The organism is Janthinobacterium sp. TB1-E2 (assembly GCF_036885605.1).
Lineage (GTDB): Bacteria > Pseudomonadota > Gammaproteobacteria > Burkholderiales > Burkholderiaceae_D > Janthinobacterium > Janthinobacterium aestuarii.
Map to the genome: position 1 here is coordinate 1,873,093 of NZ_CP142523.1, position 22,010 is coordinate 1,895,102.

General features: G+C 53.6%; 17 protein-coding genes. All 17 read left to right on the top strand.

All coding sequences use genetic code 11. The features are described from left to right. The first annotated feature begins 58 nt into the window (after positions 1-58). The 17 genes from epsL (at position 59) to OPV09_RS08510 (ending at position 21,986) form a co-directional block, all read left to right on the top strand. Positions 59-1,282, top strand: a complete 1,224-nt coding sequence (gene epsL / locus OPV09_RS08430) for an XrtB/PEP-CTERM-associated polysaccharide biosynthesis outer membrane protein EpsL (RefSeq protein ID WP_235194220.1) — start codon at positions 59-61, stop codon at positions 1,280-1,282. A gap of 8 nt (positions 1,283-1,290) precedes the next feature. Then, the gene (locus OPV09_RS08435; protein ID WP_034751688.1) at positions 1,291-2,673 is read left to right on the top strand and encodes an undecaprenyl-phosphate glucose phosphotransferase; all 1,383 of its coding nucleotides are present in this window, start codon (positions 1,291-1,293) and stop codon (positions 2,671-2,673) included. 619 nt (positions 2,674-3,292) lie between these two features. After that, a complete protein-coding gene (locus tag OPV09_RS08440; RefSeq protein ID WP_419177876.1) occupies positions 3,293-4,276 on the top strand; it encodes an EpsD family peptidyl-prolyl cis-trans isomerase in 984 nt (327 codons plus the stop codon). 55 nt (positions 4,277-4,331) lie between these two features. Then, the gene (gene epsE, locus OPV09_RS08445; protein WP_034751685.1) at positions 4,332-5,120 is read left to right on the top strand and encodes a polysaccharide export protein EpsE; all 789 of its coding nucleotides are present in this window, start codon (positions 4,332-4,334) and stop codon (positions 5,118-5,120) included. Positions 5,121-5,179: 59 nt separating this feature from the next. Then, positions 5,180-6,589, top strand: a complete 1,410-nt coding sequence (epsF, locus tag OPV09_RS08450) for a chain length determinant protein EpsF (RefSeq protein WP_034751682.1) — start codon at positions 5,180-5,182, stop codon at positions 6,587-6,589. A 14-nt stretch (positions 6,590-6,603) separates the two neighbouring features. Further along, entirely contained in the window at positions 6,604-7,476 is an 873-nt protein-coding gene (epsG, locus tag OPV09_RS08455) for a chain length determinant protein tyrosine kinase EpsG (RefSeq protein ID WP_338681209.1), read from the top strand. Continuing rightward, positions 7,476-8,372 carry an exosortase B gene (xrtB, locus tag OPV09_RS08460; protein ID WP_034751676.1) on the top strand — a complete coding sequence of 299 codons (897 nt, stop codon included), beginning with the start codon at positions 7,476-7,478 and terminating at the stop codon, positions 8,370-8,372. The genes epsG and xrtB overlap by 1 nt, the downstream gene beginning before the upstream one ends. After that, entirely contained in the window at positions 8,369-9,052 is a 684-nt protein-coding gene (gene epsI, locus OPV09_RS08465) for an exosortase-associated protein EpsI, B-type (protein WP_034751674.1), read from the top strand. The genes xrtB and epsI overlap by 4 nt, the downstream gene beginning before the upstream one ends. Positions 9,053-9,170: 118 nt before the next feature. Continuing rightward, entirely contained in the window at positions 9,171-10,766 is a 1,596-nt protein-coding gene (locus OPV09_RS08470) for a hypothetical protein (protein ID WP_338681212.1), read from the top strand. Further along, the gene (locus tag OPV09_RS08475; RefSeq protein WP_338681213.1) at positions 10,763-12,031 is read left to right on the top strand and encodes a hypothetical protein; all 1,269 of its coding nucleotides are present in this window, start codon (positions 10,763-10,765) and stop codon (positions 12,029-12,031) included. Before OPV09_RS08470 ends, OPV09_RS08475 begins: the two co-directional genes overlap by 4 nt. Further along, positions 12,028-12,774 (top strand): glycosyltransferase family 32 protein, encoded by a 747-nt coding sequence (locus tag OPV09_RS08480; RefSeq protein WP_072454473.1) that lies wholly within the window; start codon positions 12,028-12,030, stop codon positions 12,772-12,774. Before OPV09_RS08475 ends, OPV09_RS08480 begins: the two co-directional genes overlap by 4 nt. A 41-nt stretch (positions 12,775-12,815) precedes the next feature. Continuing rightward, positions 12,816-14,009 carry an acyltransferase family protein gene (locus tag OPV09_RS08485; protein WP_034751666.1) on the top strand — a complete coding sequence of 398 codons (1,194 nt, stop codon included), beginning with the start codon at positions 12,816-12,818 and terminating at the stop codon, positions 14,007-14,009. 202 nt (positions 14,010-14,211) lie between these two features. Beyond that, a complete protein-coding gene (locus tag OPV09_RS08490; protein ID WP_081368173.1) occupies positions 14,212-15,354 on the top strand; it encodes an acyltransferase family protein in 1,143 nt (380 codons plus the stop codon). 412 nt (positions 15,355-15,766) lie between these two features. Beyond that, positions 15,767-18,025 carry a DUF4962 domain-containing protein gene (locus OPV09_RS08495; RefSeq protein ID WP_072454476.1) on the top strand — a complete coding sequence of 753 codons (2,259 nt, stop codon included), beginning with the start codon at positions 15,767-15,769 and terminating at the stop codon, positions 18,023-18,025. A gap of 266 nt (positions 18,026-18,291) precedes the next feature. Further along, positions 18,292-19,515, top strand: a complete 1,224-nt coding sequence (locus OPV09_RS08500) for a glycosyltransferase (RefSeq protein WP_161781483.1) — start codon at positions 18,292-18,294, stop codon at positions 19,513-19,515. An 85-nt stretch (positions 19,516-19,600) separates the two neighbouring features. Continuing rightward, entirely contained in the window at positions 19,601-20,590 is a 990-nt protein-coding gene (locus tag OPV09_RS08505; RefSeq protein WP_338681216.1) for a hypothetical protein, read from the top strand. A gap of 46 nt (positions 20,591-20,636) precedes the next feature. Continuing rightward, on the top strand, positions 20,637-21,986 hold the full coding sequence (locus OPV09_RS08510) for a phenylacetate--CoA ligase family protein (RefSeq protein WP_139248376.1): 1,350 nt from the start codon (positions 20,637-20,639) through the stop codon (positions 21,984-21,986). Positions 21,987-22,010: the final 24 nt, after the last annotated feature.

Here is a 22,010-nt window from a genome sequence, read left to right on the forward strand (position 1 = left end):
GACAATACCCATGTTGAATTCCTTGCCTCATAGCCCAGCGTCTGCCGGGCAACCCAGAATGCAACGCAACCGATTGGCCCTGGCCATGGTGCGCATCTTGCCCACCTCGCTGATGCTGCTTGGCGGCGCGACCTGCAGCGTACCGGCGTGGGCGGCGATCAGCGACACGATTTCCCCCTTCATTGCGACAACTTATTCATATGATAATAACTTGTTCCGGCTGGACGACAGTGCTGCCGGTTTCGACGGTACGCGTTCCGATACTTCGCGCCAGGTGCAAGCGGGATTTCTGGTTAGGCGGCCGATCGGGCGGCAACTGTTGACGGGCCAGGTAAAGTGGTCGCGCGTCTATTTCGATCACTTTGATCAGCTCGACTATACGGGCAAAGATTATCTCGCCGATCTGGAATGGCATATCGCCAACCATCTCGAAGGCCATGTCGGCGGCAGTTATTCGCAGACCTTGACGCCGTTCAGCGACTTGCAAAGCACGGAGCGTAACCTGCGCACGATACGCCGTGAATATGTCAATGGCGGCTGGCGCTTCCATCCCAGCTGGCGCGTGCGCGGCGGTTTTTCGCGTGATAAATATACCTACGATTCCATCGCGCAGAAAATTTCGGAGCGCCAGGAAGATGCGTACGAGCTCGGCCTTGATTACCTGCCGGCCAGCGAGAGCCGCATCGGGGTCCAGTTGCGCCATCTCAAAGGCACATATCCAAACCGGGCCAGCCTGGCAGCCTTTGGGGTGGAGCAAGGGTATGAACAGGATGAGGTCAAGGCCAATATCTATTGGCGCTTCAGCGGCATTACGCAAGTGCAGTTGCTCGGCGGCTGGGTGAAGCGCAAGAACCAGCTGTTCAGCGGGCGCGATTCCAGTGGCGCCAATGGACGCGTGATCGTGTATTGGGCGCCGCTTGGAAAAGTGCGGTTTACTGGCAGCTTGTGGCATGAGTTTGCCGCTGTGGAAAATTCATTGATTACCAGCAGCTTGAATAACGGCGCCAGCCTGGCGGCGGCCTGGGACATTTCCGCGAAGGTCAGGATGGATGCCCAGGTGCGGCGCGAGAAGCGCGATTTTTCCGCCGCAAGCGGCCTGTCCTTGCCTATCGATGTCAGCGATACGACACGGACCGCGACCGTGGGCCTGACTTATGCGCCACGGCCGAATATCCAGCTGGGCGTCAACGCCTTCCGCGATGCACGCAGAGGCGCTCCGCTCATCAATACCAGCAGTTATCACGCCAACGGCATTTCCTTCAATGCCAGTGCCCAGTTCTGAAGAGCATCATGACGGTTAATGATATACCCTTGATTTCGTTTTTCCAGCGCATACTCGACCCATTGATCATCATGGGCACGCTGTATCTGCTGGCCGCCTTGTCAGGTTCGCCATTTACCGGTTACTCGCTGGTATTGATGATCCTTGCATTCTTTATTTCATCATCCGTATTCCAGTATGTCGATCCCTATCGTACCTGGCGCAGCGGTCGCATGCTGGCCTATGCCCGCGATATTTTTGTCAGCTGGGGCATCACGGCCCTGATCCTGGTATTCCTGGGCTCGGCGACAGGACTGGCGTTTCATTTTGACCGCGAGCTGGTACTGGCCTGGTTCCTGTTGACGCCGTTCATATTGCTGCTCAGCCATCTGGCCGCGCGGCGCATGGTGGCCGATCCCGGGCGCGACAGCGAAGTGCGCTCCGTCGTCATCATCGGCGCCAATGACGCCAGCCTGAAGTTTGCCGCTACCGTCGAGCGTAATCCGAACCTGTTCATGAGCGTGCGCGGTTTTTTTGACGACCGCACCGATGACCGCTGGCCCGAGACGATGCGCGAGCCCATGCTGGGCAGGATGGCCGATATCGCTGCCTATGTGCGCGAACACAATATCAAGATGATATTCATCAGCCAGCCTATTTCAGCCCAGCCGCGCATCCGCAAGATGCTCGATGAACTGCAGGATACGACGGCATCCGTGTATTTCTTGCCGGATATTTATATCTTCGATTTGATGCAGGCGCGCTTCGACAATGTGGGCGGCATGCCGGTAATCGCCATCCGCGAGTCGCCGTTTACCGGTTTTAACAGCATGGTCAAGCGGGGCAGCGACATTGTGTTGGGCTTGTTGATCCAGATCATGCTGCTGCCAGTAATGCTGCTCATCGCCATCGCCGTCAAGGTAACGTCGAAGGGGCCGGTGATTTTCCGTCAACGGCGCTATGGCCTGTATGGCGAAGAAATTATCGTCTATAAATTCCGCTCGATGACGGTCAGCGAAGACGGCGACAAGGTGGTGCAGGCAACCAAGAATGATCAGCGTGTGACGCGCATTGGCGCTTTTCTGCGCCGTAGCTCGCTCGATGAATTGCCACAGTTCATTAATGTTTTGCAGGGACGCATGAGTATTGTCGGGCCCCGTCCGCATGCCGTGGCGCACAACGAGCAGTACCGCAAGTTAATCAAGGGCTACATGCTGCGCCACAAGGTCAAGCCCGGCATTACGGGCTGGGCCCAGGTCAACGGTTTGCGCGGCGAGACGGAGACCCTGGACAAAATGGAAGCACGCATCCATTTTGACCTCGATTACCTGCGTAACTGGTCGCTGTGGCTCGATTTGTGGATCATCATGCGAACGGTGAAAGTCGTGCTGAAGCGTGACAATGCGCATTGAGCGACAGGCGGAGGGAAAATGATCTGCAATTTAGTTTGCGCTCAATCAATACGCGATAAAATATGTGTAATAGGTAGCGTTGGGCGCAGTCAGGTATAACCCAGGTGGAAGGAAGCTCGGTGATACGCAAACCGTACACGGCAGAGTGCGCTGGCGATGCATGCTCCTGGCAGCTATGGCTACCCATTGGCGGGCAACCTGCCCCATCACTGTTGCTCAGCGGACGTTGTTTGCGACCTGTTGGGCTCTTTAATCGGCCTCATCCTCGCCGTCATACACTGTTAGCGGCCGTAAGCTCAGCCGCTTGTCACCAAGATATATTACGAAGGCCAAGGCGCTATCGCTCTTAAACGATCCACATTGAAGAACATTTTCTTAGTGCAACTTATTTTCTAGTCGACAATGGAAATAGTTGTATTAAAAGCTTCTTAATAGATTTTTAAGCAAATTGTTTCCATTTTGGCTTGCATCTTGTGTATCATATTTACAATATTAATAATTGTTTGCATGGCTTGCTAGTCGCTGGTGGCTTGTGTCATTTTGGTAAAAAATATCTTTTTTACCATCGCGCTGCGTTGCAGTAAATTGCATTTTAAATAATCAATCCGAAGGAGTAATCTTGAATCATTTTCGCAACTATCGTTTGACCATGCCCAAACCGGCTGCCAACACCCGATTGTTGTGCGCGGTGCTGGTCCTTTTTGCTGCTGCCGGATTGTCCGCTTGCGGAGGTAAGGAAAAAAAGGCCGGTCAGGCATTGGCGAGCGTCAACGGCGAGGAAATCACAGTGCTGCAATTGAATGAAGAATTGCAGCGTGCCAATGTTCCTGCGGTACAGCAGGAAGCGGCAAGCAAGCAATTGCTGGAATCGTTGATCGACCGCCAATTATTGCAGAACGAGGCGATCAAGGACAAGGTCGACCGCGATCCGAAGGTCGTGCAAGCCGTTGAGCGGGCCAAGGCGTTGATCGTTGCCCAAGCCTATATGCAAAAACGTATAGGCACCATCAACAAGCCCTCGCCGGCGGAAGTGGAAGATTACTTTAACAAGAATCCACAGTACTTTACCCAGCGCAAGCAGTTCGACATGCGTGAACTGATTATTGCCTCGGCCGACATGAACGACGACTTGAAAAAAGCGATGGATGCGGCGAAAACGCTGGAAGAGGTTGCGGTATGGCTAGATGCCAACAAGGTCAAATATGCCCGTACGCAACTGTCTCGCACCAGTGCTGATCTCGCTCCTGAATTGAGCAGCAAACTGGCCGGGATGCCAAAAGGCCAGTTGTTCATTATCCGCGAAGGTGATCGCACCCTGCTGATTTCCCTGGCCGACATCAAGGATAACCCGGTGACGCTGGCGCAAGCGGCGCCACAGATCGAGCAGTTCCTTTTCAATAAGAAGAACAAGGAAGCAGCGGACGCCGAGTTGAAGCGTTTGCGCGCCAGCGCCAAGATCGAGTATCTGAACAAGACGGACAAGCCGGCTGCGGCGTCCGCCTCAGCCGCTGTTGCCGCTTCGGCGCCAGCGGTGGCGGCGCCAACGGCACCAGCGGCCGACAGTAGCGACGTGAATGCGCGCGGCGTGGCAGGCCTGAAATAAGAGCGGGCAGGGATCTTTCGGATTAATAGAAGTTTTTAAAAGGATAGAGCAAATCATGAAACGACTTGCGATGTGGGCAGCCGCCGTACTGATGGCTTGCAGTGTTGGTGTGGCAGGGGCCGCCGAAGTGTTGCTCGGCGCTGGCGATGTATTGAAAATTTCCGTGTATGGCAGTCCTGACCTGGGTTTGGAGACGCGTGTCAGCGAGGCCGGCAGCATTACCTTCCCGCTCGTTGGCAGTGTCGCTGTAGGGGGCTTGTCCGTTGCCGCTGCAGAAAAGAAACTGGGGCAGGCACTGGAGAGCGGTGGTTTCCTGCGCAAGGCGCAGGTCAATATCATTGTCACTGCCTTGCAAAGTCAGCAAGTTTCCGTGCTGGGGCAAGTAAATCGCCCGGGCCGTTATCCGATTGAAGGCAAGCGCAGCCTGCTCGATATCCTCGCCATGGCTGGCGGCCAGAACACGGATGGAGGTGATGTCGTTAGCCTGATCCGCAAGCGCGGCGGCACAACCACCAAGGAAACCATTGATATCGTCGACATGATGCGCAGTGCCGATCTGGCCCGCGACTTCGACCTGACCGGCAACGATGTGCTGTACGTCGAACGCGCACCGCGTTTCTACATTTACGGCGAAGTACAGCGTCCCGGGGCATTTCGCCTGGAACGTTCGATGACGGTCTTGCAGGCTCTGTCCGTTGGTGGTGGTTTGACGCAGCGCGGTACCGAACGTGGCGTACGCATCAAGCGCCGTGATGCGGCAGGTGTCATGCAAATACTCGACGCCAAGCATGACGACATCATCCAAATCGATGACGTGGTGTATGTCAAAGAAAGCTGGTTCTAAGTTGAGTGGTGCCGGCGCTATGGCCAGGCTGGCTTTGTTTATTAATATGAGAGTTGACCATGAATTTCCACCAGTTTCTACTCGTCTTGCTTGCCCGCAAACGGATTTTACTATTCACTTTGCTTATCACAGTCGGGGCGACGATGGTGGTGAGCCTGTTGTTGCCCAAGACGTATAAAGGCACGGCATCCCTGCTGATCAACTACAAGGGCGTCGATCCCGTCACGGGTCTGGCATTGCCGATGCAGTTGTTACCAGGTTATATGGCGACACAAATCGATATTATCAGCAGCAAGAATGTGGCGCTGAAGGTAGTGGATAATCTGCGTCTGGCGGAAAATCCTGCGGTCGTTGCCCAGTTTAATGAAGCCACGCAAGGTAAAGGTACCGTGCGCGATTGGCTGGCGGATCTGCTGCTGGCGAAGCTCGAAATCGTGCCGTCGCGCGAAAGCAGCGTGGTCGATATCAGTTTCAAGGGTAACGATCCGCAGTTTGTCGCCGTTATTGCGAATGCATTTGCCGATGAATACCAGAAAACCAGCATTCAGCTGAAAGTCGATCCCTTGAAAAAGGTGGCTGTGTATTTCAATGAGCAAACGAAGCTGCTGCGCGACAGTCTCGAAGTGGCGCAAAGCCGCTTATCGAAGTACCAGCAGGAACATGGCATCGTCAGCGTCGATAACCGTCTTGACGTCGAATCGAACCGCTTGAATGACCTGTCGGCACAGCTCGTGGCTGCACAAGGCCAGGCGATGGAAGCATCCTCGCGTCAGCGCATGGCCGAGGGCAATGCCGGTTCCGATTCGCCGGACGTGGCGTCGAACCCGTTGGTGCAGAATCTGAAGCTGAGTTTGGCAACGGCCGAATCGAAGCTGGCCGAGATGGCGCAGCGCTTGGGGCGCAATCATCCCCAATATGAAAGCCTGAACGCCGAAGTCGAGCGCATGCGCCGGGAACTGGCGGATGGCACGCGCGTGACGTCCAATTCGGTCAGCAAGAATGCCGGGATCCTGCAACAGCGCGAAGGTGCCGTGCGTGCGGCGCTGGCGGCGCAAAAGGACAAGGTTCTGGAATTGAACCGTACCCGCGACGAAATGGGCGTCTTGCAAAAAGATGTGGAAAGCGCGCAGCGCGCCTTCGATATCGCCTCGCAACGCTTCTCGCAAACCCGTATTGAGGGGCAATCGGAGCAATCGGATATCTCCCTGCTCAATCCTGCCGTGGCGCCGATCAGGCCGGCCGGCCCGAAAGTGATGTTGAACACGCTGTTGGCCTTGTTCCTGGGCGGCTTGCTGGGCGTGGGGTTTTCCTTGCTGGCCGAGATGCTGGACCGTCGCGTACGTTCAGAAACCGATTTGAGCGATTTGTTGCAATTGCCTGTACTCGGCTCTATCGACTGGAGCGCGCCGACGCGCCCGCGCTTGAACCGCTTCAAATCGTTGTTGCCTCGCAGCTTGCGTCTTAATTAAGTATTGGAAATAATATGAATCCAGCATTGCAACCGCTAGTAGCCGCGGCGCCGCGGACAGCCGATTCCAGCATCGGTGGGCTTTTGCTCGCATCAGGTAAGATCACGCCGGAAAGTGCCGAACGTGTTCTGCGCATGCAAAAGGAATTGGGCATCCGTTTTGGCGAAGCTGCCCAGCGCCTCGGTCTGGTGACGGAGGCGGATATCCAGCAAGTCCTCGCGCGCCAGTTCGACTATCCCTATCTGCAACAGGGGGAGGGCAAGTATTCCGACAAGCTGATCGCTGCTTATCAGCCGTTCAGCCCGCAAGTGGAAACGCTGCGCGCCATCCGCAGCCAGCTGATGCTGCGCTGGATGGCGTTGGGCCGCAAATCGCTGGTGGTGGTTGGCGTCAACGATGGTGACGGCACCAGCCTGTTCGCGGCCAACCTGGCCGTGGTGTTTTCCCAATTGGGCGAACAGACTTTGCTGGTCGACGCGAATCTGCGCAACCCGAGCCAGCACGAGATCTTTGGCCTTGCGGGACGCCAGGGCTTGTCGGATATCCTGGCTGGACGTGCCGAGCGCGATGTGATTACGCGCATTGAATCGTTCGTCGACCTGTCCGTGCTGGGCGCCGGCACCTTGCCGCCGAATCCCCAGGAACTGTTGAGCCGTCCAGCGTTTTCTTCCTTGCGCACGGAACTTGAGTCGTCATATGACGTGGTGCTGTATGACTCGGCGGCATTTTCGCTGGGCTCCGACGCTCTGGCGCTTGCCGCCCGGACGGGCGGCGTCCTGCTGGTGGCACGCAAAAATCACACGCCTGTCGGCGACATCAACGCCATGACCGAGCAGATGCTGCACAGCGGTGCACAGGTGATCGGCTCGGTACTGGTCGATTTCTGATGAATACCAGCACTCGGCTGAACCTGGCATCTGCCTTGCCGCGGCGCGACCAGTTGCTGGAATGGTTGCCTATTGTTATTGGTTTTGCGGCGCTGTATATCCCATCATTTTATACCTTGTTTACTGGTATCTGGATGACCGAAGAGCAGGCGCATGGTCCCATTATCCTGGTACTGTCGGTTTGGCTCATCTGGCGCCAACGCGAGCAGATATTGGCTGCTGCCGAGCATGACCGTGCACCTGTAGCCGGCTGGCTGCTTTTTATCGCCGCGCTGCTGATTTATATCGCCGGTCGCTCGCAGCAGATTCTTGCCTTCGAGATTGGCTCATTCGTCATGCTCACGGCATCCATCCTGGTGCTCAAGCTGGGAGTGGGCGCGCTACGCGCCGCTTGGTTCCCATTCTTCTTCATGCTGTTCATGATTCCGTTGCCAAGCTCGGTCGTCAGTACCTTGACGTTGCCAATGAAGATGGCCGTGTCGTATGTGTGCGAGCATATCCTGTTTTGGGCCGGCTATCCGATAGCACGTACAGGTGTGATCCTGCAAATTGGCCAGTATCAGCTGTTGGTCGCCGATGCTTGCGCTGGACTACAAACCTTGCTCACGCTCGAAGCCTTGGGGTTGTTTTACTTGAACCTCGTGCGCCATACCTCGGCTATCCGCAATATCGGTCTGGCGATCCTGATTATCCCTATTTCCTTTACGGCCAATGTCATGCGCGTCATAGCATTGACGTTGATCACTTATTATTTTGGCGATGCGGCAGGGCAGGGTTTCCTGCATGGTTTCGCGGGCATGGTGCTGTTTGTGAGCGCCTTGGTGCTGATATTGAGCCTTGATTCTTTACTGCAATGGATAGCGCGGCAGTGGAACGCCCGAAAGGTGGCATTATGAAGAAGCGTTCGATAATTGGTCTTACCATGGGTGGCCTGATGCTGATCGCTGCCTTGTGCACCAAGGCGGTCACGCCAACATTGCGTCTGTCCGATACCCGTCCAAAAATCATTCTCGGCACGGCGATTCCAACGAAGTTTGGCGATTGGCAGGAAGATGCAAGTCAGGTCGCGGCAGTGGTCAATCCCACCACCGTGGCTGAACTTAATAAAATCTACGCTGAAACGTTGTCGCGCACTTATGTTAATCGGCAAGGTAATCGCATCATGTTGTCGATTGCTTATGGCACCGACCAGCGCGATAATTTGTCCGTACATTTTCCAGAAGGTTGTTATGGCGGCCAGGGCTTTGCAGTCGGCCAAACCAGTCAAGTCGTCTTGCCGACGGTCGCAGGAGGTATTGCGACGTCGCGTACAGTGGCAACGCTTAATTCCCGCGTCGAACCTATTACATATTGGGTTGTCGTTGGCGACAAGGCCGTGCCCAATTCGTGGGAAGTCAAAAAAGTCAAACTCGCTTACGCATTGCAGGGCATGATTCCTGATGCGACATTGATGCGCGTGTCGAGTATCGGCGAGGATATCGAACAAGGCTATCAACTGCAGCAATCATTTATAGATCAATTGTTGCAATCCATGCCCCCCGACTTGCGCGGCCATTTTTCTGGTACCTCGCACTAAGGTAATCCTGGCATAGACGCTGTACGCGATTGGCTGGCATAGCTAGTCGCTACAGCAGACAGTACTTCTAACGGTTCACATTATTGAGTCCAGCGTACGCGCTGTGTATGGAACACATATGAGTTTTTCTATCCATAAACTGGGGTTGAGGACAGGTAATGCGCGGAATGCGCAGTCCCAGCGTCGCAAGGCCAGGCAGGGCATGCCTGTCTTTACTGCTGTCCTGTTGGCCCTGGCTGGATTAGCGACGGCGCTTTTGCTTGGAATGGTCATCGCCTTGGGAGCGATTCAGCTAACTATCATGTTGGCTGGCTTGCTAATTTTTATACCGATCCTGCTGTTTGTCGATACTAAAAAACTATTGCCGCTATTGTTTATAGTTGTGTTCTTTGTCTCTGGCACGGCACAATATTTTTTCAATCTGCGTCTGGCGACCTGGATGGCCAGTGGCTTGGCTGCGCTCTTCTTCGCCCGGACGATTCTGGAAAAAACACTGGCCAATCATTTGGTCAAGGATCAGTTCGGTGACAGTTTTGCCGGCGCCACGCGTATTGTTGCCGCAGCCTGGATTTATCTGGCGTTCTATGCGTTTAGTATTTTTATGGGCCATGCGTCCACCGTTCAGTTAATTTCCGTCCTACGCTTTTGTTTGCCCATGTTTGGCGTTCTTTTTGCCATGTACTGGTTTCAATGGTCTGATCGGCGTTTGCTTGTACTGTGGGGAGGGATCGTGGTGATTGCGGTGGCACAGTTGCCATTGGCTCTGTACCAGCATTTTTTTAATATAGCGTCCATGGGCTGGGATAGCGTAGTGGGTTCTTTCGGTGGCAACATGAGCCCAGTACTGGTGCTGTTTACAGTTGTGGCGATGCTCTACGTGCTAGCGCGGTGGGTACAAGGCATCACTCCGGTTTCGCATGTGGTTGGCATGTTCATCATTGGCCTGGCTATTATTCTGCTGGGCGAAGTGAAGGCGGTCTTTATTTGGTTGCCCCTTGGCGTGTTCTGGGTGGTGCGGCGTAAGGTTTTGAAAAATATCCTGGTTTTCGTTATGTTCGTGGCGTTGATGTGCAGTATTAGCTCTGGCATCTTCATGGCTTATCACGCCTTGTACTGGGGGAGCCATACGAAAACCGACACCATGGAAGAAAAGGTCAACAGTGTCGGTGGCTATGTGGTGGATCCCAATGGCATCAATTATGTTACAGGGGAAATTAGTCGCGGCGCGTCATTGGCGCTGTGGTATCAGGATCCGGTTCCGACTATTCAGGAACGCTTGATTGGTTATGGCCCCAGCGCAAGCTCAACGAGTCAGAACGTTGGGCGTGGCTATGTCGCGGCACGTTATCGTAATTTGCAAATTGGCGCAACTGGACTGGCGAGCTTGCTTTGGGATGTGGGCATACTGGGAACTTTGGTCTATCTTTCCATTTTCATATTGGGGATACGGCAAGGCGCACGGTATGTGGCGCACAGCCAAGCCGGTCCCGAGCGCCTGGCGATGGCTGATGCCAGTACTGTGACCCTGATATTGCTTGTCAGTACGCTGATCTACAATCGGACCATGATTGATGAACCCTCCATACAGTTGCTGTGCTATTTTTCGCTAGGCTGTATCGTTCAATTTTCTCGGTATGGCAAGCCTGCAGCTGATTCGGCGAAGCTGCCTCCCCAGCGCACCCCGGGCCACACCCCGCATGGCGTTCTGGCATGACTGTATCGAGCAAGGTATTTAATAACCTGGTCAAAAATAGCTCCATGATGTTCTTGCTGAATGTAGCTGGAGCCGGAGTGAGCGTTATTACCATTCCTGTCATGCTTGCCATTGTGGGCGTGGAGTCATATGGTCATTTGGTACTTGTGCAATCGATCGCTCTGGCGGTATTTACCGTCTGCGGATTTCAGTACTGGCAAGGCATGCTGGTAGCCATGCCGGGGCATAAAATTGATGCCGCCACCTTGCGTGTTGCCGTTGTAAGAAGCCTACGCTATGAAATGCTCGCGATGGCTGCTGTAATACTGGTGGTGGCGGGGCTGACTCTGTTTTCCTTGCCCCAATTGAAAGAGTTTTCCACTGTAAATTTATTGTTACTATCCCTGGCTGCGGTTTTTCCCGTCATTGGTACCCATACCGCATACTTCCGGTTGGTCAATCAATACAAGGTGTTGATGTATGCGGGTTTCCTGGCCAATTTACTCAAGCTACTTGTATTGGTCGTAGTGTCCCGGTATCAGCCCACGCTGTCGAGTATGGTGCTGGCCTATACACTACCGGAGGTCATTCGGTGTGTGGTGTTGTTTGTGCTGATTTTTCGCAATCGTAGCGGCATTGACGGTGCCTTGCCCTGCACTGATTTGCGCCCGGCACGCCTGATCGAGGCGGGGAAATGGGGTACCTTGCAGGCGATCTGTGATTTACCTGTGGCGCAACTCGACCGTATCATCATTGGATTGACACTGCCGGGTTACAACCTGGGCGTTTTCAGTATCTTGAAGCGTATCTATTCGCTGGTCAATATGGCCACGGCGCCATTTTATTCGACATCGATTCCCGAGTTTGCTGCCAGTGCCAATGCAGGCGATCTGAAGGGGGCGTTCGAATTGTGGATCAAGACGATGAAGATGCTGTTTGTGGTAACTGCTTCTGCTGGTGCCATCTGTTATTTGAGTAAATTTATCTGGATGCCATTGGTCTTTCCTGTACTGCAAGATTATGTGCTGGAGTTCGCAGTGGTTCTCTTGACGGCTGTGATGGCTGGCACTTTCGTGACAACGCATTCGTTTTACTGGGCGTTGGGAAAGCTGCGCCAATCGACGATTATCTCAGTAGGCACAAATCTTCTATATTTGTTGGAGTTGTCAATATTGACGATGTATTTTGGCCTGTTTGGTGCGGTACTTTCCTTTCTGATTCACGTCACATTCGTCGCTGCAATCAAAATTATCTTGCTACGAAAAATTGCTCTGAGAAATCAATGATTCCTAAAGTTATACATTACTGTTGGTTTGGCCGTGGTGAGATGAGTGTACTGCACCGTCGCTGTGTTGAGTCATGGAAAAAATATTGTCCAGAATATGAGTTGAAATTATGGAATGAGGACAATGCCAATATCGACAATGATTATTGTCGAGAGGCCATCATTCAAAAAAAATGGGCTTTCGTTGCCGATTGGGTACGTTTTGACGTATTGTCCAAATATGGTGGTATCTACCTCGATACGGATCTGGAGTTGATTACTTCACTCGATCTTGTGCTGAACTTGCATGGATGCCTGATGGCCCGCGAAACCTGCAAGGACGTGGGGGCGGGTTATGGTACCGGGTTTCTCGCATGCGAAGCCGGCAATCCTGTGATGATGACTGCCCGTGAACTGATTTTGGGTGAATTGATAAAACAGCGGCTCTTTGCCACATCACCGGTGGTGCTGAAAAAAGCGGTGGAGCTTGATCTCGGCGGGAATAGCACGCAATTGGATCCAGTTACTTTTTATCCGTTTAATCCATATGATCGCAGTAATTCGCAGAACGCCATGCAGTTGATGTACAGCGATATTACCGCTCAGACTATTGGCATCCATCACTATGGTTTGAAAGCATCGTGGGTGGACAGCCGCGTTAAACGGCTGATCTTCAAGATAGTCAAACGCATGGCGCTGCAGCGTCGTTGGGATATTTCCTTTAAGCCATTTGACCACGTAAACAGTATTACTCATACAGCTTAACGACACTAGGCCATATTTCTATATTTGTTCTGAAAGTAATAATGGACGTTGTAAGTTTTTTGCCTGCCGTGGCGAGTCTGCTGCTGGCATTATTTTGTTGTGCTCTCATTGTTAAAAAATGGGGGGCACCACCACTTGCCGGACGCTATGGAGCGATCGATGGCTTGCGTGGTTACCTGGCATTTTTTGTCTTCCTGCACCATGCTTGCATATGGTACTTTTATGTGCGCTACGGTGCATGGAACGTACCGCCATCACCGCTCTATACAAATTTTGGACATGCCAGCGTTGCCATGTTTTTCATGATTACTGGTTTCTTGTTTTATGCAAAACTACTCGCTGCACGTGGTCGGGGAGTAGACTGGGGGAAACTGTATATTTCCCGGATTTTGCGCCTGACACCGCTGTATCTGTTTGCCATGGTGCTCTTGTTTATAACGGTCGCTTGTCTTTCTGGTTTTCGCATGCAGGAAACATTGCCCACGTTATTGAAGCATGCCGCACAATGGTTGATGTTTACCGCGCTGGAGGCGCCAGACCTGAACGGTATTAAAAATACCACTCATATTATGGCCGGCGTCACATGGTCGCTGCCATACGAATGGCTGTTTTATCTTCTGTTACCATTATTGGCCTTACCCCTGCGCATCATGCCGCCGTGGCCGTATTTGCTAGCAAGTATCTTGGTATTTTTGACTGTGCTGGCAGCTGCGATAATAAGGCAGGCCCCTGTACATCACTTTTTGGCATTCTTGGCGGGAATGATTGCTGCCGTGTTAGTTCTTTTACCTACCTTTTGCCGATTTTGTGCAAGCCGGCTTGCAAGCATTCTCACCGTTGTATGTATCGGAACCGCTTGCCTGGCCTTTGCTTCCGCGCATGAAATTGGATCATTATTGCTTCTATCCATCGCCTTTGCCATGATTGCGGGCGGGACCAGCATATTTGGCACGCTGCATACTGCAGTATCACGCACTTTCGGTGAATTCGCATATAGCATTTACTTGCTGCATGGTTTGTTGCTGTTCGTGACGTTTCATTTTGTAATCGGTCGCGAACATGCCATGACATTTTCTCCCTTGTTGCATTGGTCGGTCATCTTGTTGTTGACTCCGTTACTGATATGTATTTGCTTCATGACATTTAAACTCATCGAGCAGCCGGGTATGCGACACGTCAATGCAGTAGCAGCATATTTTCGCCGGGTATCCCGTCATGCCAAATCAAGTGTCTGAGGCGCTTACCGCAAAAGTACGGCCGACGCCCGCTACCAATTGAATCGCGTTTGACCCGTCTTGGACAAAGCAGTTGGCCGATAGTGGGTGGCGTGCCGCCCTGATGGCCAACGTATCGTTGCCGATGTCCCTGCTTGCAAGGCTCGGAATGCCTGCAGCTTGAGAGGCGAATTTTTTTAACCTTCGTTAGTCGAGCTAGTCTATGCAGAGAATTCCTTCGAATACGTCAATTTGGCTCAACGTAATGCGTGCGTTGGCTGCCCAAGCTGTTGTTATCGGGCATGCCAATTACCTCTTCTTTGACCACGCGGAAGGCACAGGTGGTGCGCTTGCATGGCTGGTGGGCCTGTGCAGTTCCGGAGCCCACAAAGCGGTCATCATGTTTTTTGTCATGAGTGGTTTCCTGATTGGCGGGCCAGTCATCGAGGCAATGCGATCACAACGCTTCGATTCGTTCAAGTATTTCATCGATAGATTGACCCGATTGTGGATAGTGATCCTTCCCGCCTTATTAATGACAGCCTTGCTCGATGGACTGGCCTTCAGCTACGGTGGAGGAGAAGCTTTGCTGGCCAGCCGCACTCCATTTTTTCCTGAGTGGTGGAGCAGCTTGGAACCGGATTCTATCAAGACATTTGTACTAAATGCATTCTTCATGCAAATGATTATCGGTTTTCAGTATGGGACGAATCTTTCGCTATGGAGTATTTCCAATGAATTCTGGTATTACCTCTTATTGCCGGCGGTCTTCGGTATATTTGTTTTCAAGAGAAATATAAAAGTTTTATGCGTGCTTTTGACTCTTTTTATCGGTTTTCTTTTTATTTATTCGGCAAAACCAAATGATGAGGGGAGGCCGTTGACCTATTTTATGATGTTTGTAATTTGGATGATGGGGGCGGCTGCTTATTGTTTTTACGAAAATATACGGCGGCGTTACCTCGCGGCTTTTTTTCTTGTTGTCGCATTTTTTATGTTTATTGTTTTTAAACGTATTTACCCAGACGCCCTTGGTTATGATTTCGCGCTTGGTTTTTTTACGGTTTTCCTTGTTATGATATCAAAGGATATTCCTGCAAATTATCTGAAAAGAATATCCGATTTTTTTTCCGGCTACAGCTTTTCTTTGTATGCACTACACCTGCCATTGACTTTTTGCCTCATGAGTTTCGATCCTCAGCTGGCGTTGCCACAGCCTATTCGCTACGATACGGTGCTGCGTTTCACGCTGTATCTGTTAGCCATTAATGGTGCATCGATTCTCCTATGGGCCCTAACCGAGCGGCACACGGCTGCGGTGAGACGGTTTGTGTTTGCAAAACTGATAACCCCGCGCGTTGCCTAAGATTGGATATGTGCTCTTTTCATATTTTATGCTCTCAGAGTATGTGGTTAGTCGCTGTGGAATATGTGGTGAAATATGTAAACATTTTCATTAAGTTATCATTTTCCATTCGCCGCATTTAATTTATCTTGAAATATTTCATCAGAAATAAAATTTTCTTATAATGTTTTGTTTGTTGCAATTGTTGTGCTGAAGTTTTTTATTTTATCCCTTGTTATGACTATTGTTGGCTTCGGACAACGCCATAATCTTATATCCGGTGTATAGTTGGGCGATTAAGAAGCAGGTGAAATAGCGCTTAGATGCTAATGCATGAAGATTATGCGGTTTGTATTTTATGCGGCAGCCTGACAGGCCCGATGCGGCGATATCGCTTCCTGTAGCATCCGATTGTTTTTTGTAGGAGCCAATAATGGTTAATCATAAGTTATTTTTTTCGGTTGGCCTTGGGCTGGCGCTGAGTGTGATGGCTGGATCCAGCCAGGCTGATTGGGCCGAGTCGAAAGAGGTGTTCATTGTCCGGCCTGCGCCTGTCGATCGGCAGATACAGGCGCAAAACCCGCCTGCGTTTGCGTGGGCACAATATCCGGGTACAACTGCGCCCCCGTCCTATGTTGTTGAAGTTCAAAAGAGTGGTGTCGTGTTTGCCACTTACACGACCAAGCGTACCTTTTACCTGCCGACGACGGCATTTGGTGCCGGCCAGTACAGCTGGCGCGTGCGTCCCAGTACCAATACCGATTGGTCGACGCCACGCACCTTTTCGATTGATAGCACTTCACAAACGTTCGAAGTACCTGACAACGAGTTAATCAGGAGCAAAGTGCTGGCGCATCCTCGCCCTCGCCAGCAGCGCGCAGATTTCCTGCCGTTGAGTGCATGGACGCCGGCCATGCGCACAGCGCGCGGGGCTGCCCTGACTCGGCTTACGGCACAGGTCAACAGTCTCATGCCGGGTGGCACCCGTGCGCTGGCCGCGCCATCGGATTCACTTTGGCCAGTGACGACAAGCACGCCATCCGCGGCGCGCACGGCGTATGTCACTCAGGTTTCTCAAGCCATAGGTAGCGCAACCAACCAAATGTTGGGTGCGGCACTGTTGTATCAACTGACAGGTGAAAACAAGTATCTGCAGGAAGCACTGACACGTGGTGATCAGTTGGCAGTACTTGATCCTGCGGGCATGACCAGTTATGTCAATCATGATATGGCGACACGCAGCATCATGTTGACATTGGCTAAGTCCGCGGACTTGCTATCGGTCGAGCTGAACAAGGATCCGCAGCGTAAAGCACTCTGGATGGCGGCCATTACTGCGCGGGTCACTCCCATGTATGCTGATCTGATCAAAAATAATTACAGATTAGATCAAACCCCCTTCGATGCTCATGGCGTGATAGCGCTCGGCTATCTGGCAGTGATTTCCACGCTCACGATGGGTGATATCCCTGCTGCAACTACCTGGTTTGATTTCTCTTTCCGTTCCTATGTCAACGCGGTGTATGCCTGGAGTGGTCCCGAGGGCGGCTATGCCAATGGTACCTCCTACGCAATGTTTAATACTGAGTATGCCCTGCAGTTATGGCAGCCGATGGCTGAAGCGACTGGAGTGAATATTTTCACCAAGCCGTGGAGTAATGGTTTTGCGCGTTATCTGATGCATTTCCTGCCGCCAGGTGCGCCAGGACAGGTATTTGGCGATCAGCATGAGGGTGATATCTATAATTTTGTATTGAAGGGTTTTGCATCGCGCTTCAAGACACCTCAGGCTGCCTGGTATGTCAAGAATATCGTTGGCGAAGAGGCCGATCTGACTTTGTTTCAGGCGCCTTATCCTCTGCCTGTTGAAACAGTGACTGAGGCGCCTGTGCCGCCACCCAATGCTGCCCTGTATCCAACTATCGGTTGGGTAGCCATGCATAGTAATCTGGCGGACCGTGCTCGTACGTCCGTGTACTTCAAATCCAGTCCCTATGGTTCCTATAATCATGGCCATGGCGATCAGAACTCGCTGGTGATCGATAGTGGCGGGCGCCGTCTGCTGATTGAGTCCGGATATGAGGACTTTTATTATTCGCCGCTGGTCATGTCTTGGTATCGCCAGACCAAATCGCATAATGCCATTACGTTCAATAATGGCGTAGGCCAGCTAATCAACGATAACGTCAATAACCTGAGCCGAAATGGCAAGATCACGGCATTTTCGACGACCCCGACGTTGGATTATGCAGCCGGTGATGCGACACCAGCTTATGGTGGAGCGTTGACTTCGGCGGTGCGCAAGGTATGGTATTTGCGTGGACAAGACGCGGTGGTGGTGGTGGACAAGCTATCCGCGCCAACAGCGTTGTCCTTCGAATGGAATCTGCATGCGGGCGGACCGATCGCCAAGGAGAGTGCAACCGCCGTGAAGATTACCAAAGTTGATCGTACCCTGTGCATTACTTCATTGGGCGGCGAGGCCAATAGCTACCAGCCACGCTCGGGGCCACCGCCAGCCCCAGGTAAAATCGAAGATCATGGTGCCTTTGTGAAAACGGGTGTTGCGCAGACTGGCGAATTCATTGTTTTGCTCGATGTCGGCTGCAAGCGTCCGAAGACTACTTTAACCACCACGGCCACTGGCAAGCAGTTGGTGGTTGGAGGACAGACGATCATGATTACGAACTAAGAAGTCCCGGTTATAGGCCAAAGATCCTTTATTCGTTGTAAAAAAACCTGCTGCGGCAGGTTTTTTTTTATGTGCGAATGAGGAATGGTAATGCAAGCGAAAGTGGGGAAGAGGCGAGATTTTTTTGTCAATGAAACTAACTTTTTTGTTAATTATTTACCTTGGCGCGGGTATGATATGCCTGTTCTTTGAGATCGATGGCCGCGTAGCTGCCATCGATCTTTCTTCAGCGTCTTTCATTGACGGGCTTATATGGGATGTTTGCCTTGAAATCACACAAAGTATTTCGATTATTACAACTTGTACCTGAACCCTTGCCAACCTTCCGTGTCGATGTGGCCACCCTTTTCGGTAAATACCTGCCGCTTCATGGCGTGATATGTGACATTGTTGGGCGGGCTGGCAAGGGGGAGCTGGTGGAAGGTGCTTATATGACACAGGTGCGCCCCGCCGAATATTCCGGTCGCTTGCGCCGGGAGTGGGCATTTTTCAAGCTGTGCCTCGGCCGTGTATTGGCGACCAGTAAAAAGCAGTGTGACTTGATCCAGGTGCGAGATATGGTCTCCATCGGTCTGCTGACGATGCTTATGGCCCGTTGCAAGGGTATCCGGTTTGCATATTGGGTATCATTTCTGATGAGTGAAGGACGCATCGCGCGTGCCCGATCCTCAATTGCCGCTGGCAGGGGCAAGCGCTACTACATCGTGTTGCTGAAGGGGCTGGTTGAACGCTTTCTGCTGTACAAATTTGTGCTGAAATGGGCAGACCATGTTTTTGTGCAAAGTGAAGCGATGAAGCAATTGATGGTGGAACGAGGTATTGCTATAGATAAGATCACGGCCGTACCGATGGGTGTCGACATGGAAATGCTGCATGCGGATGCATTGGCGCCACGCCGCCTGGCCGGCTGGGAAGACGTTCCCGTGCTCGCTTATCTCGGCACGCTGGACAGTTCGCGCGAGCTGACTGTGCTGCTCGATGCGCTGCTGCTTCTGCGCCGCCGCCAGCCATCGGCACGCTTGCTATTCATCGGCGATTCGCCGACGGCATCCGATGTGCCCGCCTTGATGGCTTACGCGGCGCGCCTTGGTATTGCCGATGCCATTCATGTGACGGGCTGGCTGCCGTCGCTGCAGGCGCTGGCCCTGCTGCGTGGCGCCGACGTGGCGCTTTCCTATGTGCCGCGCGGCGCGCTGTTCGATTACAGTTCGCCAACCAAGCTGCTCGAGTACCTTGCGCTGGGCATGCCTTGCGTGGGCAATGACAGTCCGGATCAGGAAAATGTGTTGCGCGCCAGCGGTGCCGGCTACCTGGCGGCCAGCACCGCCGAGGCGATGGCGGAGCAGATCGGCGTCATTTTTGCCGACCTGCCTGCCGCCCGTCTGCTTGCGGCCGCTGGCCCGGCCTTTATTGACGAACAGCGCAGCTACCGGGTTCTGGCCAGCCGCCTCGCCGCCGTGTACAAAGAAGGCGTTGCTCAAAAGCCATAATATTGTAACAATTCTGTGCACTGCAGCAAAATGCTAGGCGATGTCGCTATGCTATGTGATAATGTTTTTTTGAAAATGTTTTCTGATGATTCAAATAATCCTTTCTCAAGCTGGCGGCTACCAGGACGTTGTCGCCTATCTGCAGCAGCAGGGGGCCCACGTCAGTAACATGGGGCCGGAACGTGGCCGTGGCTCGTCGTTTCGCGGAAAACTGTCGATCCTGGCAGCCATGGTGTCGCCCAAGCTGTGGGGCGTGCGCAAGCTGTGGGGCAGCGATGATATCGTGCTGCTGATCGGTTGGCAGGCGCTACCCATCCTGGCGATGATACGCTGCGGCCTGGTGAAGCGCCCGCGCAAACTGCTGGTGATGGCGTGTTTCGTCCATTCGGTGCGGGCGCGCCGTGGTCTCAACCTGCTCTGGCGCGCACTGCGCTTCCCCGGAATGGGCTTTATCGCCTTCTCGAAAGGGGAGGGGGATAATTTGATCCAGGCCGTCGGCATGGCGCCGCAAGACGTGTATTTTCACCTGTGGCGGCAGGAACTCTATGGTTTTGGCGGCGCTGCGGCAGCGGTCGAGGGCGACTATGTGTTCGCCGGCGGTTATTCCAACCGCGACTATGACTTGCTGTTGCAGGCCATGGCGGGCGTCAGCGCCCCGCTGGTGGTGGTGGCTGCGGAACGCAATCATGTCTCCGTGCCGGCGCAGTCGCGCATGACCCTGCACCTCGATTTGCCGGAGGCGCAGTTCGAGAGCCTGCTTGCCGCCAGCCGCGTGGTTGCCATGCCCTTGAAAAGCCAGGGCGAGGCCTGCGGGCAAAGCGTGCTGTTGCGGGTGTTACGCAACCGCAAACCGCTGGTGGCGACGCGCCATGAGGCGATCGAGGCTTATCTGGGCAGCGATTATCCGGGCTTCGTCCCGCATGACGATGTCGAGGCCATGCGCGCGACCCTCGAGCGTGCCGTCGAGGACGCCACATTCCGGAAAGCATTGAGCGATGCGATCATGCAAGCTGAATCCCGCCTGGCCAAGGTCGGCAGTCCAGGTGAAGAAATACATCGTTTCCTGCTGAGCTGATGCCTTCCATTCCACTCCTATCGGATACCCCGTTGCGGGAGCCATTGTGACTATGTCTTCAATCAAGAACGAACTGCGCTTCGGCATGCGAGCCATGTTGCGCGATAATTTTTTGTTGCGGCGTGCCATGGACCGCCTCGCTGTACATGAGCGCATGAGCGTCGACGAGCTGTCGCACTATTCCCAGCTGCGCCTGCATGCGAGCATGCGGCACGCCATACGAACGCTGCCGCATTACGCGGCCATGCCGACCGGTTTTACGCCAGCCCAGGCGGCACAGGTATTGCGCGAGCATTTTCCCGTGATCGAGAAGGCGACCCTGCTGGCGCACCGCGCCGCGCTGTACCCGCATCTGGGCCGCAAACGGCCGTGGCAGGCGGCTGGCCAGACCAGTGGCACGACCGGCACGCCGCTGACGATTTTTCGCAGCATGCAGTCGGTGCTGATGGAAAATGCCTTCATCCAGCGCCACTGGAGCTGGTCCGGCTACACGCCCCAGGTGACGCGCGCCACCCTGCGTGGCGACATGGTGGCCGGCATCAACCAGACCAGTCCGCCATTCTGGTTCTGGAACCGCTATAACCGCCAGTTGTTGCTGTCGTCGCGGCACCTGACCGAGGCGCATGCCGATGCGATCATCGATCGCCTGGAACAGGCGGCGCCTGCCATGTTGCAAGCCTATCCATCGACTGCCTACACGCTGGCCGGCTTCTTGCAGCGGCGAGGACGCCGGCTATCCATTCCGTATGTCTTTACGGCATCGGAACCGCTGTATCCGCATCAGCGTGCATTGATCGTCGAGCGCCTGGGCGCCACCATCATGGATATGTATGGCATGGCGGAGCGCGTGGCGTTCGCTACCGAATGCGAACATGGAAACATGCATTTGAACAGTGATTATTCGCATGTTGAAATCCTGGACGAGCATGGCGAGGCAACGGACGGAGAAGGCTTCGTGGTGGGAACGACTTATCATAATCTGGCCATGCCGCTGCTGCGTTACCGGCTCAGCGACCGGACCCGCTGGAAGCCCGGCCGCTGCGATTGCGGCAGGCCCTTTCCCATGATCGAGCCCGTTACCGGCAAATTTGAGGACAGCATCACCGGCAGCGGCGGTGCGGTGATCAGCCCATCGGTCCTGACGTTTGCCTTCAAGGGCGTCGACAACATCCTCAAGTCGCAAGTGGCGCAAGTGGGTGCTGCGCGCTGGGAAGTGCGCCTGCTGCCCGGCCCCGCCTTTTCCGACAGCGACAAGCGCAAGCTGCTCGACAATATCCATACCATGGTCGATTCCGGCGTCAGCGTGGATGTGGTACTGAAGGTGGACTTGCCCAATACGGCGGCGGGGAAATTCCGTTGGGTGGTCAATGAGACGAGTGCCCGGGCAAATGGCTAGCGCCCCGCCGGCTGGCGGAAAATG

Bases quoted from the DNA above. Each gene is read 5' to 3' on its own strand.
- epsL (WP_235194220.1), top strand. From the start codon at position 59: ATGCAACGCAACCGATTGGCCCTGGCCATGGTGCGCATCTTGCCCACC.
- OPV09_RS08435 (WP_034751688.1), top strand. From the start codon at position 1,291: ATGACGGTTAATGATATACCCTTGATTTCGTTTTTCCAGCGCATACTC.
- epsE (WP_034751685.1), top strand. From the start codon at position 4,332: ATGAAACGACTTGCGATGTGGGCAGCCGCCGTACTGATGGCTTGCAGT.
- epsF (WP_034751682.1), top strand. From the start codon at position 5,180: ATGAATTTCCACCAGTTTCTACTCGTCTTGCTTGCCCGCAAACGGATT.
- epsG (WP_338681209.1), top strand. From the start codon at position 6,604: ATGAATCCAGCATTGCAACCGCTAGTAGCCGCGGCGCCGCGGACAGCC.
- xrtB (WP_034751676.1), top strand. From the start codon at position 7,476: ATGAATACCAGCACTCGGCTGAACCTGGCATCTGCCTTGCCGCGGCGC.
- epsI (WP_034751674.1), top strand. From the start codon at position 8,369: ATGAAGAAGCGTTCGATAATTGGTCTTACCATGGGTGGCCTGATGCTG.
- OPV09_RS08470 (WP_338681212.1), top strand. From the start codon at position 9,171: ATGAGTTTTTCTATCCATAAACTGGGGTTGAGGACAGGTAATGCGCGG.
- OPV09_RS08475 (WP_338681213.1), top strand. From the start codon at position 10,763: ATGACTGTATCGAGCAAGGTATTTAATAACCTGGTCAAAAATAGCTCC.
- OPV09_RS08480 (WP_072454473.1), top strand. From the start codon at position 12,028: ATGATTCCTAAAGTTATACATTACTGTTGGTTTGGCCGTGGTGAGATG.
- OPV09_RS08485 (WP_034751666.1), top strand. From the start codon at position 12,816: ATGGACGTTGTAAGTTTTTTGCCTGCCGTGGCGAGTCTGCTGCTGGCA.
- OPV09_RS08490 (WP_081368173.1), top strand. From the start codon at position 14,212: ATGCAGAGAATTCCTTCGAATACGTCAATTTGGCTCAACGTAATGCGT.
- OPV09_RS08495 (WP_072454476.1), top strand. From the start codon at position 15,767: ATGGTTAATCATAAGTTATTTTTTTCGGTTGGCCTTGGGCTGGCGCTG.
- OPV09_RS08505 (WP_338681216.1), top strand. From the start codon at position 19,601: ATGATTCAAATAATCCTTTCTCAAGCTGGCGGCTACCAGGACGTTGTC.